This window comes from Pseudomonas sp. PIC25, from assembly GCF_002286785.1.
Classification (GTDB): Bacteria; Pseudomonadota; Gammaproteobacteria; order Pseudomonadales; family Pseudomonadaceae; genus Pseudomonas_M.
Genome location: NZ_MUJY01000119.1, coordinates 1 through 14,181, shown reverse-complemented (window position 1 = coordinate 14,181; position 14,181 = coordinate 1). Strand labels below are relative to the sequence as shown.

General features: G+C 59.7%; 10 protein-coding genes. 1 reads left to right on the top strand and 9 read right to left on the bottom strand.

What is annotated here, in order from left to right; translation table 11 throughout:
- Positions 1-78: 78 nt before the first annotated feature.
- Positions 79-975 (bottom strand): sigma 54-interacting transcriptional regulator, encoded by an 897-nt coding sequence (locus tag BZL41_RS14465; RefSeq protein WP_371916530.1) that lies wholly within the window; start codon positions 973-975, stop codon positions 79-81.
- 666 nt (positions 976-1,641) lie between these two features.
- Positions 1,642-2,733, bottom strand: coding sequence for an extracellular solute-binding protein (locus tag BZL41_RS14460; protein ID WP_095599941.1), 1,092 nt, complete (start codon positions 2,731-2,733; stop codon positions 1,642-1,644).
- Between the two features lie 596 nt (positions 2,734-3,329).
- Here BZL41_RS14460 and BZL41_RS29280 point away from each other — a divergent pair.
- Complete coding sequence (locus BZL41_RS29280; RefSeq protein WP_095599940.1) at positions 3,330-5,207, top strand: cellulase family glycosylhydrolase; 1,878 nt, start codon at positions 3,330-3,332, stop codon at positions 5,205-5,207.
- 60 nt (positions 5,208-5,267) lie between these two features.
- Here the strand turns inward: BZL41_RS29280 and BZL41_RS14450 are convergent, their stop codons facing one another.
- The 7 genes from BZL41_RS14450 to BZL41_RS14420 form a co-directional block, all read right to left on the bottom strand.
- On the bottom strand, positions 5,268-5,966 hold the full coding sequence (locus BZL41_RS14450; protein ID WP_143518090.1) for a hypothetical protein: 699 nt from the start codon (positions 5,964-5,966) through the stop codon (positions 5,268-5,270).
- An 81-nt stretch (positions 5,967-6,047) separates the two neighbouring features.
- Positions 6,048-8,543 carry a hypothetical protein gene (locus BZL41_RS14445; protein ID WP_143518089.1) on the bottom strand — a complete coding sequence of 832 codons (2,496 nt, stop codon included), beginning with the start codon at positions 8,541-8,543 and terminating at the stop codon, positions 6,048-6,050.
- Between the two features lie 48 nt (positions 8,544-8,591).
- Complete coding sequence (locus BZL41_RS14440; RefSeq protein WP_095599937.1) at positions 8,592-9,863, bottom strand: OmpP1/FadL family transporter; 1,272 nt, start codon at positions 9,861-9,863, stop codon at positions 8,592-8,594.
- A gap of 19 nt (positions 9,864-9,882) precedes the next feature.
- A complete protein-coding gene (locus BZL41_RS14435; protein WP_095599936.1) occupies positions 9,883-11,148 on the bottom strand; it encodes an OmpP1/FadL family transporter in 1,266 nt (421 codons plus the stop codon).
- A gap of 36 nt (positions 11,149-11,184) precedes the next feature.
- Positions 11,185-12,411, bottom strand: a complete 1,227-nt coding sequence (locus BZL41_RS14430) for an OmpP1/FadL family transporter (RefSeq protein ID WP_168191004.1) — start codon at positions 12,409-12,411, stop codon at positions 11,185-11,187.
- Between the two features lie 83 nt (positions 12,412-12,494).
- On the bottom strand, positions 12,495-13,463 hold the full coding sequence (locus tag BZL41_RS14425) for a response regulator (protein ID WP_095599934.1): 969 nt from the start codon (positions 13,461-13,463) through the stop codon (positions 12,495-12,497).
- A gap of 2 nt (positions 13,464-13,465) precedes the next feature.
- Positions 13,466-14,181, bottom strand: a 716-nt coding sequence (locus BZL41_RS14420; RefSeq protein ID WP_256578159.1) for a sensor histidine kinase, incomplete at its 5' end; no start/stop codon positions are given.

Sequence of the window (14,181 nt, the reverse complement as noted above, 5' to 3'; positions counted from 1 at the left end):
GTAGAGTTGATAGCCATGATTCGTCTCCGATGATTGAGGAATTAAACATCGTGTTGATGTTCGATTAATGAGTGGAACCTACTGCAAAAAGGTTCCTTCACAACCCTGGATATTCAACACCTTCATACGGTGATACAGCGTCCGCTTGGGAATACCCAGTTCGCAGACCATGGAGTCGATGCACTTGGCATGACGATGCATGCAATCCTGGATCAGAATCTTCTCGATATGACGCAGTTGGTCCTTGAGCAGCATCCGCCCGTCCCTACCGCCCTGCCCGCCTCCCAAAGGAGGCAAGCCAAGCACGAAACGCTCGGCGGCGGCGCGCAGCTCACGGACGTTACCCGGCCAGCGATAGCCGAGCAGTTCGCTCATGCAGCCCGGGTCCGCCTCGGGGGGCGTCATTTTCATCCGCCTGGCCGCGTCCTGGACGAATTGGCGGAACAAGGGTGCGATCAATTGCGGGCGGGAGCGCAGCGACGGCAACTCCATCTTCACCACGTTCAGGCGAAAGAACAGGTCGCGCCGAAATTTCCCCTGCTCGACCAACTGCTCCAACGGCGTCTGGCAGGCTGCGATGATGCGCAGGTCCAGCGGCAGGAACTCGGTCGAACCCAGCCGCTCGACACCCCGCCCCTCGAGGACACGCAGGAGCTTCGCCTGCAGAGACAACGGCATGCTGTCGATCTCGTCGAGATACAGGGTGCCCTTGTCGGCGGCTTCGATGTAGCCGGCCCGGGCCCGGGTAGCACTGGTGTAGGCGCCCGGCATGACGCCGAACAGTTCGCTTTCCGCCAACGACTCGGGTACTGCCGCGCAGTTGACTGCGACCAACCGCCCTTTGCAACCCGACAGCTCGTGGATGCGGCGTGCCAGCGTATCCTTGCCGGTACCGGTCTCGCCGACCAGAACCATATCGATCCTTAACGGGGCTGCTGTTCGAATGAACGGCTCCAGTGACCCGAATAAATCCAATCCCTCTGGCTGGCCTTTTGGCAACTGACCAGTCGAGCACGGTTGGCTGCGTTCCAGAAAGCCAGAGGCAACTGTCGCTCCTTTCATCCCGTCACTCATATGCACTCCTGCCATCGCAAAACACGGTGTTTGTAATTGGGCTGAAACAACTTGCTACGTGTTTTATCACGCTGCTGGAGCCATAACTTTCCGTCAACTGGATCGTTCAATAAGCGGGAACATGTCACGCAAAGGCGCTATTTTGTGAAACTTGTTGCACTTGTTGGGTTGCACGAATGTGACACTAAGTGGCCATCCACGGCATACGGAACAAGATGTAGTTTTTCCGCTATGCACAAGTAAGAAAAACCGGACTTTCCTTACTTGCGCCTCATCCAAACTCCGATAAGACCAGACAAAAACAATGGAAAAGACAAATAGCCAATTAGACATTGGTATATATCCAATTGGATATCTGGATAGTAAAAAGCATCCGGCCACGGAACTACGCACACTCACAATTGACCAACGAATCTCAGATGCTTCATAAGCAAACCTCTGCCGGATGAAGCAATCAGAAACGGTCGGTGCCGAGGCGAGTCAAAGGATAATGAGGAAAGGCGCAGCGGCAGGTGAGACGGCTGTCTCAAGAAGGAGGCGGGAACCGCCTCCCTGGAGATGGGACATTCAGTCCTGAAAGTGTTCTAGCTCGTGAGCACCAATGGGCGGCAACCCATCCCGGAAGTGCGCCCAGACCTTGTCGCGGTAGCCGGCGACCTTCTCCGGCAATGGGTCCAGCATGGAGAGCCGGCGTCTGGTGCTCCGGTCCGGATACAAGCCGGGCTGTGCCCGTAGCGCCTCGTCGATGAAATCTCTGGAAGAGGCGTTGCCGTTGGGATAGAACGTCTCCGTCGTGATCAGAGCGGCGACCTTGGGCTCCAGGATGTAGTTGATGAACTGATGGGCCAAGGCCGAGCGACCACCAGCCGGTATCACCATGCTGTCGATGAACGAGAACGAGCCCTCTTCGGGAATCATGAACACCACGGGTTGCCCGGCTGCCGCAGCGGCCAACGCATCGCCCACCCAAGCCATGGCGACACAGAGTTCTCCCGATTTCAGATCTTCGATGTAGCGCTCGCTGTCGACGTAGCGCAGGTTGGGGCGCAGCTGGCCAAGAATCTCGGCGGCGCGTCCCAGTTGATGGGCGCCGCTGCGTGAGAGTGTCCGGCCGCGGTAGCTCATCAGGACCGACAGCGTTTCGTCAGGAGCATCGAGCACGCTCATGCCGCAGGTGCTCAACCGGCCGCTCTGCTCCGGGTCGAACAACAGGCTCCAGCTGTTCGGCAGCGGCCCACCGAATGCCTGCTCCGCTCTCGGCGTATTGATGGCCAATCCTGCGGCCCCCCATAGATAGGGCACCGCATAACGATTGCCGGAATCGTAGGCGGCCAGCTTCTGTTGCAGCGTCCGATCGAGGTGCACGGCATTCGGCAAAAGCGATTCGTCGAGACGCTGCAGACGCCCAGTACCGATCAGGCCGGGCAACGAATCATGGGAAGGCACCGCCACATCTATCGGCTCCCCGCTTTCGAGCTGCTTCTCCAGCTCTTCCGTCGAGTCGTAGGTATGGTAGTCGACATGAACGCCCGTCAGCCGTTCGAAATCTTCCAGTACCTGAGGAGCGATGTAATCGTTCCAGTTATAGACATGCACGACCTCAGCCTGTGCGAACAACGGACTTGAGCCAATCAACAGACCGAACAATAAACGACGCATCCAGGGCACCCACACTTTTAGTTACAGCTTCATGAAGCGGGATGGCAGACTATTCGGAAGGGCATATAGCCACAATCGGGATAATCTGAATTAGCCGTAAGCGTGGATGACCCCACCATAAGAAACCCCTCATGGTGCGCTTCGCCAGGGCATTGCCGACCTCGCCCCTCCCTTCTCAGGAAACATATGGAGCCACCGACAGAAATAAGAATATTCCTACCTCAATCAGACCAATCCTCATAATTGCCCTACTGAATGCCTCAAACTTGAACAATCGCCTTGTTAACGCCGGGTAGACTGAATTAATAAACGACAGGGAGGATGAATGAACCGCTCGTCCGAACAGGCACATGAATTTGCGATTGATATCGCAAGGCGACGTCTAACCACCGACTATCTCATATATGTGGCAAGGAACTTTTTCGCATTGCGACAATGCGTGCGGTGTACCACAGCAGATTGAAAACCTCGCTTGTTAAGGTGCGCCCCGCAAAATTCCGCGCTGCATCTTCTCCAGCGCCAGCGGGTCGCGGCTACGTCATCTGGCATGGACGAACAACAGCTCTCCATCGGGAAATTCAAAGGAGCTTTACCACATGAATCCCACCACCTTGCCAATCGGTTCCAGACTGGCGCAATGGTCGCTCGCCGGCCTGGCCGGGCTCTATGCCATGACCGGCCTTGCGGGTCCGATCACTTCCGGCGAATACATGATCAAGTCGGTCCAGAGCGGCAAATGCATCGACGTCGCCGGCGAACACAACGGCGCCAACGTCCAGCAGTACAACTGCTGGTCTGGAGCGAACAACCAGCGCTTCCTGGTCACCGACCTGGGTAACGACGCCTACAGCATCCAGCCTCGCCACACCATGATGTCGCTGAGCGCCGCCGGCGCCGGCACGGTCAAGGGCACCAACCTGGAACAGGCATCTTGGTCCGGTACTGCGCACCAGCAATGGGAAGTCCGCTCTGTCAGCGGCGGCCATGAAATCCGACCGCGCCATGCCACGGGGCTGTGCGTGGACGTGGCCGGCGCCAGCATGAACGACGGGGCCAACCTGCTTCTCTGGACCTGCCACGGCGGCAACAACCAGAAGTGGGTCTTCACCCGCATGGATGACGGAGCTTCCACCGGTGGAACGGCAACCAGCGACAGCCAGACGACCACGGTCAACGGCATCAGCTTCGCCAGCAAATCCACGGGCGGTGCCGGTGCGGAGGATAGCTGGAACATCTGGTCGGATGGCTACATCGAGCAGAGCTTCGCCTTCAGCAATCCCAGCAGCCTGAGCGTCATGGCCAAGGGTGAAGTGGCCGGCGGCGTCTGGCCGACCATGACCGTCAGCGTCGGCGGCACCCAGGTAGGCAGCTTCACGGTCAACAGCAGCGACTGGAAGAACTACAACCTCGATGCTACCGGCAAGACCGGCAGCCAGACGGTGCGCGTCGCCTTCACCAATGACGCGATCATCAATGGCGAGGACCGCAACCTGCTGGTCAAGTCGGTGAGCGTCACGGCGTCGGGCGACACCGGGAACGATGAAACCACCGATACCACCACCCCGACCAGCAATGCACTGGTCGCCCAGAACGGCCAACTACGGGTCAGCGGCGTCAATCTGGTCAACGCTGCCGGGCAGCCGATCCAGTTGGCCGGCATGAGCTCCCATGGCCTCCAGTGGTTTGGCCATCTGATGAACGCCAGCAGCATCAAGTGGCTGCGCGACGACTGGAAAGCCAACGTCGTCCGGGCGGCGATGTATACCGCCGATGGTGGCTACATTTCCAACCCGTCGGTGAAGGACAAGGTGATCGAGATCGTCGATGCGGCCATCCAGAACGACATGTACGTGATCATCGACTGGCACATCCTCAACGACAACGATCCCAACATCTACAAGACCCAGGCGATCGACTTCTTCCGCGAAATGGCCACCCGTTACGGGAATCGTCCGAACGTGATCTATGAGATCGCCAACGAACCCAACGGCTATGCCAACTGGAACGACCATATCCGTCCCTATGCCGTGGATGTGATCAACGCGATCCGCCAGATCGATCCGGACAACGTGGTCCTGGTCGGCACCGGAACCTGGAGCCAGGATATCCATCAGGCGGCCGACAATCCGCTGAAGGACCCGAACGTCATGTACACGCTACACTTCTATGCCGGCACGCACGGCCAGGAGCTGCGGGATCGCATCGACTATGCCCGCAACAAGGGCGCCGCCATCTTCGTCAGCGAATGGGGCGCATCCCAGGCCAGCGGTGGTGGCGGCGTCTATGCCAACGAAACCCGTACCTGGATCAACTTCCTCAATCAGCGTGCGATGGGCTGGGTCAACTGGAACCTTTCCGACAAAGGGGAAAGTTCTGCAGCCTTGGCGTCCGGTGCCAGTGCCACCGGCGGCTGGACGAGCCAACAGCTCAGCGACTCGGGTCGCCTGGTTCGTGAACTGATGCGTAATCGCTGAATGAATGAGCCCCCTGTCCGTCATACGGAACAGGGGGCCACTCATGAATAGAGGAGGCGCTCAGCGAATGGCGCCCTGGTCCATCAACTTGAGGAATTTTGGGGAAAACTGGTTTCGATCGATAACCAGGTCAGGATCCGAAGAGCGTGCGTTCGCCAGGCTGCTGCGTACATCGGACAGGCTCTTTCCATCGGCCTCCCCACCCAGGACATACAGGGTGTACTGGCTGGCTGCGCGATAGATCCAGGCTTGGCCACGGGACACCGGATCACCCAGCGTCATGGGGTCGAAACGAGCGACCTGCTCGTAAGATCCGTTGAAGAAGGCGTCGACGACTTCCCGCAAAGCTGCATCGTTCATGTTGCCGTTGTCGGCGATACCTGCATCGGAAGCAGGCAATGCCTTTCCAGCCTGAACCAATCTGGCCTCGCAATCCGCCTTGCCGCTGGCCATGCTCTCGGCGTTTTCGCCGGACAAAACTTTGAAACGCGCTTCATCCGCCCAACTATTCAGGGCCTCTTCGCAGTTCCCCAAGCGGTAGTGCGCCAGCCCGAGGTAGTAATGCGGCGTATAGGACGCGAAGCGCATGCCGTACAGGCGAATGCGGGGTAACGAAGCCGGTACTTCGCTGATCACCTCTTCCAACAGCGGAATCGCCTTTCCATAGTTCTTCCGCTCGATCTGCAGAATGGCAGTGTCATAGTCCTTTCCCAACGAAGCCCACACGGGGCTCGTAGCCGTCAGGGCCAGCAGAAACAACCATCGACGCCCGGCGTGCGGAGCACAGACAACAGCTCTCCTTCTCGCTCGTACAGTCATGCCAAACTCATCTCCAAACCGTTATCGATCGCCGCGCAGGTTCACGCTGACGTTGGTGCCCTGCCCAGACTGTACCCTGGCACGGATTTCACGCAACTGGCCATCATCCGGATTGCGGAGTTCGATCAAATAATCTCCTGCCGGAACCTTCAAACGGAGCGGTGTCGTGGCATCTTTCTCGAGGGCGATACGCTGGCGGCTTCCCACCTGTCTGACCGAATGGATATGCGCCCACGGGATGGCGTTGATCGCCAGGAACCCATCGGCCACCGCACTGTTGGTCGAGCGCTGTTCGAGAATGGAGGTCAGGGTCAGCTTGCGCCGCCCCAGTTCGGCATCGTTGGCGATATGCTGGCGGGCGCGTTCGACCAGGGTTCCGGCGTCGTCATAACGGCGCTGTGCCATCAAATTGTCCACTTCCTTCAGTACAGCGGCGCGCAACCGGCGCAGTCCGTCGTGCACTTCCTCCTGCGCCTGCGGATACGCCCCCACGCTCTGGTAAAGATCCCAGGCGCTCCGGCCTTGGGGAGTGAAATAGTTGCCACGACGCAGAGCCAGGTCGGCCTGATCGAGCAGTTTGCGTATTTCAGCGGTCTGCTCCCGCGCGCCCAGGGCGATCCGTGCGTCCAGAGTCGCCAGGTCGCTGTTTCGGGGCAGAGCACGATAGCCCAGCGCGAGGTAGTCCTTCGCCTGCTCCCAGTCCTCCCTCTCGACAGCCCTACGTGTACCGTTCAGGGCAATATCCCCCAATCCCTGCACACGCTCCTTGGCCGTGGCATCGTCCGGTTCCAGGCGCAGCACCTGCAGATAGGCCTCAAGCGCGCGTCGCAATCCCGCCGGTCTGTCGACGCCAGCCTTTTCCGCCTCCGCCGCATCCTTCAACAGCCTGGCTAGCTGCTTGCGATGCGCCTCGGCCCCCAGCAACCTGCGGTATTCCGCCTCCAGCATGGTCAGGGACGTACTGGCTGGCGCCAGGTCGCGCAGCCGGTCCATGCTCTCCTTGGCCTGTTCCAGGTGCTCGTTTTTCAACTCGGTCCTGGCCTGCCCCGCGAGAATTTCTTCCAGCCGCAACCTGCGCTCCGCCACGCCGACATTTTCGCCGGCCATGTCCTGCGCCCGCCGTAAAAGAGCAATGATCGAATCGGTTTTTTCGAGGGTATCCAGGCCTCCTGCCAGACGTTCGTCGATCTTCGCGAAAAGACGGTTCAGACGATCCCGTTCCTCGGCCTCGCGCCGTGCCTGCGCCAGAGTTCCCGACAAAGCCACCAGTTTCGGATCGTCGGGAAAGGCCCGGATCGCACGACTCAACGCCAGATCCGCCTCATCCAACCGGCCTTGGCGAAGCGCCTCCAGCACTGATTGGCTGGCGCCCTCTTCGATTCGCTCTGAAAGTGCCGGCAATTTACCGTTGTCCGGATCGGCGATGCGCAAGGTACGCAAGGTATCCAGCGCGTTGTCCTCGGCGGGGAGCAACAACTTGCCTTCCTTGAGCTGGGTATCTGCGCGCAGCACCAGCTTCTCGATCAGGCCCAGCTCCTGCTCCGGCCGGGTCTGCAGCCAGAACAACAAGGCCACGCCGCAAATCACCGGAATCCCCAGGCCCAGCGACCACAGGCTCCAGCGGCCGGTACCGGCGGGGATGTCCCAGCGACCAGCCTCGATGCTGTCCGCCTGCACCCCCGTGCTGGCCGCCAGAGCAGGACGTTGCGACAAGGCGGACAACGGGGTCAGCAGGCGCTCGAACGGCAATTCGCCGATATCCCGGTCGGCCTCCAGCCTTGCGGCCAAGCGTGATGAACGCATCACCAAGGCATTGAGCTGGTCCAGCAACATGGTCACGCTGCTCGGCCGCTGTGTCGGCTGGTCCACCAGCATCAACGTCAGGAGCGGCTGTAGATCGGCAAGGCTGTCGGGCAAGGCCGGCAGCCGCGCAGCTTGCCCGCTCCGGCTTCGAGATGATGGTGGCTCGCCTGTAAGCAGGTAATGCAACAGAAGGCCGAGGCTATAGATGTCCGCTCGTGTATCCGGAACGCGATTGGAAAAACACTCCGGCGCACAGTAATCGAGCGCATCCCCTCCCCCTCGAACCGAGCCCCCCATCCAGGTCATACCGAGGTCCAGCAGGACAGCTTCGCCATTGGCCCGGATGCCGATGCGGTCCGGATGCAGGACGCTGTAGACGACACCGGCACGGTGCAGACCGCCAACCGCCGAGGCGATTTCTGCGAACAGCCGCAAACGCTGACGAAGCGATAGCGTGGACAACCATCCCGCATCGCCGGGCCAACATGCGCTCAGGGGTTCGGCCTTCCGATTGTGCTCGGCCCCCTCTTGAACGCCGCGTAGCAGATTGGGGTGCCGTGCCTGATGTAACAGTTCGGTTTCCCGGACGAAACGGGCCATGACAGGTCCCTTGCTCCGCCCAGCGACGGAAAGCACGAACAACGATCCATCCGGCTCATGTTGCAGACTCACCAGGCGGCTGATGGATCGTTTCTCCAGGGATTGTTCAGTCACAGCGACACTCCAGAATCGGGGTGAGGAACGGCCATTCGTTCGGACGCGCTAGAAGCGCGCCACCGCGGCCAGGGAGAAGGTGTCGTAGTACTTCGAGAAGTCCGCGCCGAAGTCGACGGAGAACTGTTCGAAGGCCAGACCGAGACCGAAGGTGTAGTGGGTCTGGTCGCCTGTTCTGGCGGAGAAGATCAGGGCATTTGCGTCCTGGGAGTTCTCGTCGCGGTAGCGCATGGTGTGCTCCGGGTCCCGCCAGACGCCGGCACGCAGGCTGACAGGAAGAGGCAGGTCGAAGAAGACATATTCGCCACCGAAGCGGATTTCCGTGCCGTCGCGAAGCTTCAGCTGCGAAAGGTCTCCATCTGAGTTCTGATCCTCGCCCTCGGCCGCGAATGCAGAACTGATGTTGTGGGTCAGTTGCGAATACAGCACGCGGTTGACGTCAAGATTCAACGTAAGGGCGTCATTGACGCGATAGCTGAAACCGACCCCCACCACATCGGGAATGTCGAAATCGCTTCGCTTGCGCAACCAGGCGACTTGTTGGCCCGGGGTTTCGAAATCGTCGCTGGCAACGGCATCGTAATAAAGCCGCGGCGAGCGTCGGTACACTGCGCCGACGGCAAGCTGATCCGTTAGCAGGTAGCGCAGCCCCAGGATATAGCCAAAGCCATGGTCCTTGCCCTTCTGCGATTGCCGGGCGACTACACCGCCGCCCACGTCCCGAGTCGTTGCGGAGTCGATCTCGAATTCGTGCCAGGCGATACCCGCTCCCAAGCGTAAACGCTCGCCGATGGCAAAACCCACGGAGGTGCCATAGCTGACGTCGCTCAGCTTGATGCGACTGGAGAAGGGGAACAATGCAAAGTCATCGGAAATGAAATCGAACCGGGTGTTGAAATCCATCTGCTCGTGGCGGTAGAAGGCAACCGTCGCGGCTTCGAAAGGAAACACCGCCGAAAGGAAAGAGACGCCACGCGCACTGGAGTCCGATGTGTCATGAGCGAGTTGGTAGTTGGGCTCGAAGAAGTTCCCTCCATCAGCAAATGACAAACCGCGCAGATAAGGCGTGGAATAGCGGTAATAACGCCCCTCGGCGGAAAACTCCCGACGCGTCAGTTGTACCAGGCCTGCCGGGTTGGCGTAGGCTGCTGTCGCATCGTCCGCCAGGGCCACGAAGGCCCCGCCCATCGACAAGCTACGCGCCCCCGGATTGGAAAAATTGAACTGGATACCCGAGGTCCCTTCCTCATCCGTAATGGCGTGAGCACTTCCCGAGCTGCTCAATACCAGCGCAATGGCCAAGCGCAAGCGATTATTCATGATGGGCAGGGATCATCGATCAGAAGCGGGCAACCGCAGCCAATGAGAAGGTGTCGTAGTACTTCGAGAGGTCCGCACCGAAGTCGACGGAGAACTGTTCGAAGGCCAGACCGAGACCGAAGGTGTAGTGGGTCTGATCGCCCGTTCTCGCCGAGAACGCTTCGGCGTTACCATCGAACGGATCGTCGCCACGGTAGTGGAGCGTGTGCTCCGGGTCGCGCCAGACCCCGGCGCGGAGACTCAAGGGAACCGGCATGTCGATGAAGACATATTCACCTCCGAAGCGGACCTCGGTTCCGTCGCGCAACTTGAGCAATGCCGGATCGCCATCCTCGGTCTGATCGGCCCCTTCCGGCGCGAAGCGGGAACTGATGTTGTCGGTCAGTTGCGAATATCGAACCCTGTTCACATCGAAATTGAGCGTGAAAGCCGGAGTGATTCGGTAACTGATACCTACGCCCAGTACGTCCGGGATATCGAAATCGCTTTGCTTGTTCACGAACGCAACCTGTTCGCCCCCAGGGTTGGCTTCATCGGTGCTCGCAGTGACCTTGTAATGGAAGCGTGGCGACCTCCGATACACCATCCCCAAAGACAGGTCGTCGGTGACGAGATAACGAAGACCAAGGGTATAGCCGAAGCCATGGTCCGAGCCGCTCTGTTGCTGGCGGGTAGTGACACCGTTATCGGCGTCACGCGTGGTCAGCGATTCGAGTTCGAAGTCATGCCAGGCGATGCCGGCGCCCAGGCGCAAGTGCTCTCCCACCGCCCAGCCGACCGACACGCCATAGGCCACGTCCTTCAAATCGGCACGGCTGTGGAAGGGAAACAGAAAAGCGTCTTCGGGCTGGTAATCGAACCGCGTCTTGAAGTTCATCAGCTCATGACGGTACAGGGCCACCGTTGCATGTTCGAACGGGAAGACGGCGGACAGGAAGGAGGCGCCGCTGGTGGATGAACGGGCCTCGTCGTGAAAGGATGTGGTCTCGAAGCTCCCGTCAGAGGCCTCCTCGACATCGCTGAGGTGTGGCGTGGAATACCGGTTGTAGCGCCCCTCCACGGACAGCTCGCGACGCGATAGTTGCGTCAAGCCCGCAGGATTCGCATACGCGGCGGTGGCATCGTCCGCCAGTGCCACGAACGCTCCCCCCATCGACAGGCTGCGCGCACCTGGATTGGCGAAATTGAACTGGATCGCCGAGGTTCCCTCATCATCGGTGAGGGCAAAAGCGCTGTTCGAACTCATCAATGCCAGCGCAATGGCCAGGCGCAAACGAATAGTCATACCGGTACTGCTACCTATGTGTTGGAGTGATTGAAGTCAGAACCTGGCGACGGCAGCCAGGGAATAGGTGTCGTAGTACTTCGAAAGATCGGCGCCGAAATCGATGGAGAATCGTTCGAAGGCCAACCCCATGCCGAAGGTGTAATGCGTCTGGTCACCTGTACGGGCGGAGAAAATCCTCGACTCGATGCTGTCAGGGTCGTCGCCGTGGTAGTGAATGGTGTGCTCCGGGTCGCGCCAGACGCCGGCCCGGATGCTCAGAGGCACGGGGAGGTCGACGAACACGTATTCGCCGCCGACGCGGATTTCCGTACCGTCCGACAGTTTCAGCGTGGAGAGCGGAGCGTCGCTTGCAGTAGTCGCGTCGAATGCCGAGGTGATGTTCCGGGTGAGCTGTGAATAGCGGATCCGGTTGACATCCAGGTTCACCGTGAAGGCTTCGTTGAAGCGGTAGCTCAACCCGACACCCCAGACATCGGGAATGTCGAAGTCGCTTTGTTTCCTCATGAACTCGACCGGTTCCGGACCGATGAAATTGGGGTCGAAGGAAAGGTTTCTCGCCTGGTAACGCAGACGCGGCGAACGTCGGTAGACGGCGCCCACCGACAGGTCCTCCGTAATCAGGTAGCGCATTCCCAGGATATAGCCGAGGCCACGGTCCTTGCCTTTCTGCGTCTGGATGCTCGTGCTACCGAAGCCGGTGTCCCGCACGGTTCTCGAATCGATCGAGAACTCGTGCCAGACGATACCCGCCCCCAGGCGCAGGCGTTCACCCAGCGCGACAGCGGTCGAGACGCCGTAACTCACATCCTTCAAATCAATATCGCTCTTGAACGCAGCAGGATTGATGCCCTCGGTCTCGAAAGCGAACCGCGTATTGAAATCCATGACCTCGTGCCGATAGATCGCCAGGGTCGCCTGTTCGAAGGGGAAGACCATTGACAGGAAGGCCGCCCCGCTGGCGGAAGAATCGCTCGCACCGTAGGACAAGACGTCCCGGAAGCTCCCGTCGGTAGGCAACCGTCCATTGCTCAGGTGCGGCGTGGAGTAGTCGTAGTAGCGCCCCTCGGCGGAAAACTCCCGGCGGGATAACTGGGTGAGACCAGCCGGGTTGGCATAGGCGGCCGTGGCATCGTCCGCCAAGGCCACGAACGCACCGGCCATGGACAGGCTCCTCGCCCCGGGATTAGAGAAATTGAATTGCATGCCGGCAGTGCCTTCCTCATCGGTGATCGCGAAGGAAAGCGGGCTGAACAGCGCCACGGCGATGGCAAGGCGTAAACGAGGCGAAGACATAGGAAACCTCGGCAGGAAAAGGCAATCGATCTTATTGGCGAAAAGCTCCCTCAGGCGTCGGGAGCATCCCCTTTGCGGAACGGCCAATAACGCGTGACCAAGCGTCGGAAAAGACTCTGATCGCGAATCTGGCCAATGTCCTCGACCACATGGCGCTGCTGCAGCTCGGGCACGGCGCGCACGTTGCTGACATGGCGCGCAGCCGACATCAGGCTCAAACGCATCATTCCTTTCTGCACGGGGCGCTTGAGATAGCGGTAAATCTGCCCCTCGTTGATGAGGTTGATCGCGACGTTGGAATCCAAGCTGCGTGATGTGACGATGGTGGAAATCGCCGGATGCATCGCCTTGAGCACCTTGACGAAGTCGCTGACGTCCTGGCCGGCCACGCTGACGTCGGAAACCACCACATCGACGTTTTCCCGATCCAGCACCCGCAAGGCGCTGTCCAGGTCGCGCACGACGAAACAACGGGGAGAATTTTCCATGACGTCGCGACAGACGTCCGCCAGATCCCCTTCGTCATCGATCACCAGCACCCCCGCGTCAATCGGCGATGCCTTCGCCGGTGTGGCCTCGGCCAGTTCTTCTTCACCTTCCAGAGGGACAACATTGACGGTGTTGCGCGCAATCTGGACGGCACTGGCCACCAGCATGCGCATTTCGTCATTGGACCAGGGCTTGTTGATGAAGCGGAACACTTCGCCATCGTTGATAGAGCTGATGACCGAAGACATGTCGGAATAGCCGGTCAGCAGGATGCGCATGGTTCCGGGAGATACCCGGCGAACCCGGCGTAACAGCTCCGCTCCGAGCATCTGGGGCATGCGCTGGTCGCTGACGATGACATCGACCTTTTCCCTGCGGACGATTTCCAGGGCCTCGTTCGGGTCCGTGGTGCTCAGCACCCGGTAACTGCTGCGGAACAACGAGGACAGGCTCATCAGGATATAACGTTCATCGTCGACGAACAGTACGGTCGCCCGTTCGGGAATTTCATACGCAGGGATGGCTGACATATTCAGGTCACCGGCAAGCTGAGAGTGAAACAGGTTCCCGTGCCGGGCGTCGACTCAACCGTCAACGCGCCGCCATGGTCTTGGACGATCTGGTAAGCGATGGACAATCCCAGTCCGGTCCCCTTGCCTATTTCCTTGGTCGTGACGAATGGATCGAAGATTCTCGGCAACAGATCGGCCGGGATACCGTGACCATCGTCCTCCACGGTGATCTCGATGAAACGTCCGTTGACCCGGGTACCGATGGCGATATTGCCCCCCTGCTCCGGGAGCGCCTGTGCCGCATTGACGATCAGGTTGAGCAGGACCTGATTGATCTGCGAAGGCGCGCATTCCACCAAGGGTAGTTCGGCATAATCGCGGTGCACCTGGGCGTTGCGCTTGCGCAAGGTGTTGTTGGCGATACGCAGCACATCGTCGATCCCCTTGTTGAGGTCGACGCGGTCGTTCTTGCTGCGGTCGAGGCGACTGAAGTCGCGCAGGCTCTTCACCAGCTCGCTGATCTGATTCAGCCCTTCCCCGGTAGCCAGAAGCAGCTCTTCCATTTCCTCTCGGCAATGCTCTTCCTGCAGTTGGCGGGCATGGAGAGCCGCTTCCGGATCGGTTGCCGCCAAGGTATCCGCCGTCACTTCGACGAAGCGGTCGAAGACCTGCCCCATTTCGCCGAGGCGCTCCCGCACGATCTCGACGTTGCTGCGCGAGAAGCCGAGCGGTGTGT

Coding starts and splice junctions, on each gene's coding strand:
- BZL41_RS14460 (WP_095599941.1), bottom strand. CDS start 2,733: ATGCGTCGTTTATTGTTCGGTCTGTTGATTGGCTCAAGTCCGTTGTTC.
- BZL41_RS29280 (WP_095599940.1), top strand. CDS start 3,330: ATGAATCCCACCACCTTGCCAATCGGTTCCAGACTGGCGCAATGGTCG.
- BZL41_RS14440 (WP_095599937.1), bottom strand. CDS start 9,863: ATGAATAATCGCTTGCGCTTGGCCATTGCGCTGGTATTGAGCAGCTCG.
- BZL41_RS14435 (WP_095599936.1), bottom strand. CDS start 11,148: ATGACTATTCGTTTGCGCCTGGCCATTGCGCTGGCATTGATGAGTTCG.
- BZL41_RS14425 (WP_095599934.1), bottom strand. CDS start 13,463: ATGTCAGCCATCCCTGCGTATGAAATTCCCGAACGGGCGACCGTACTG.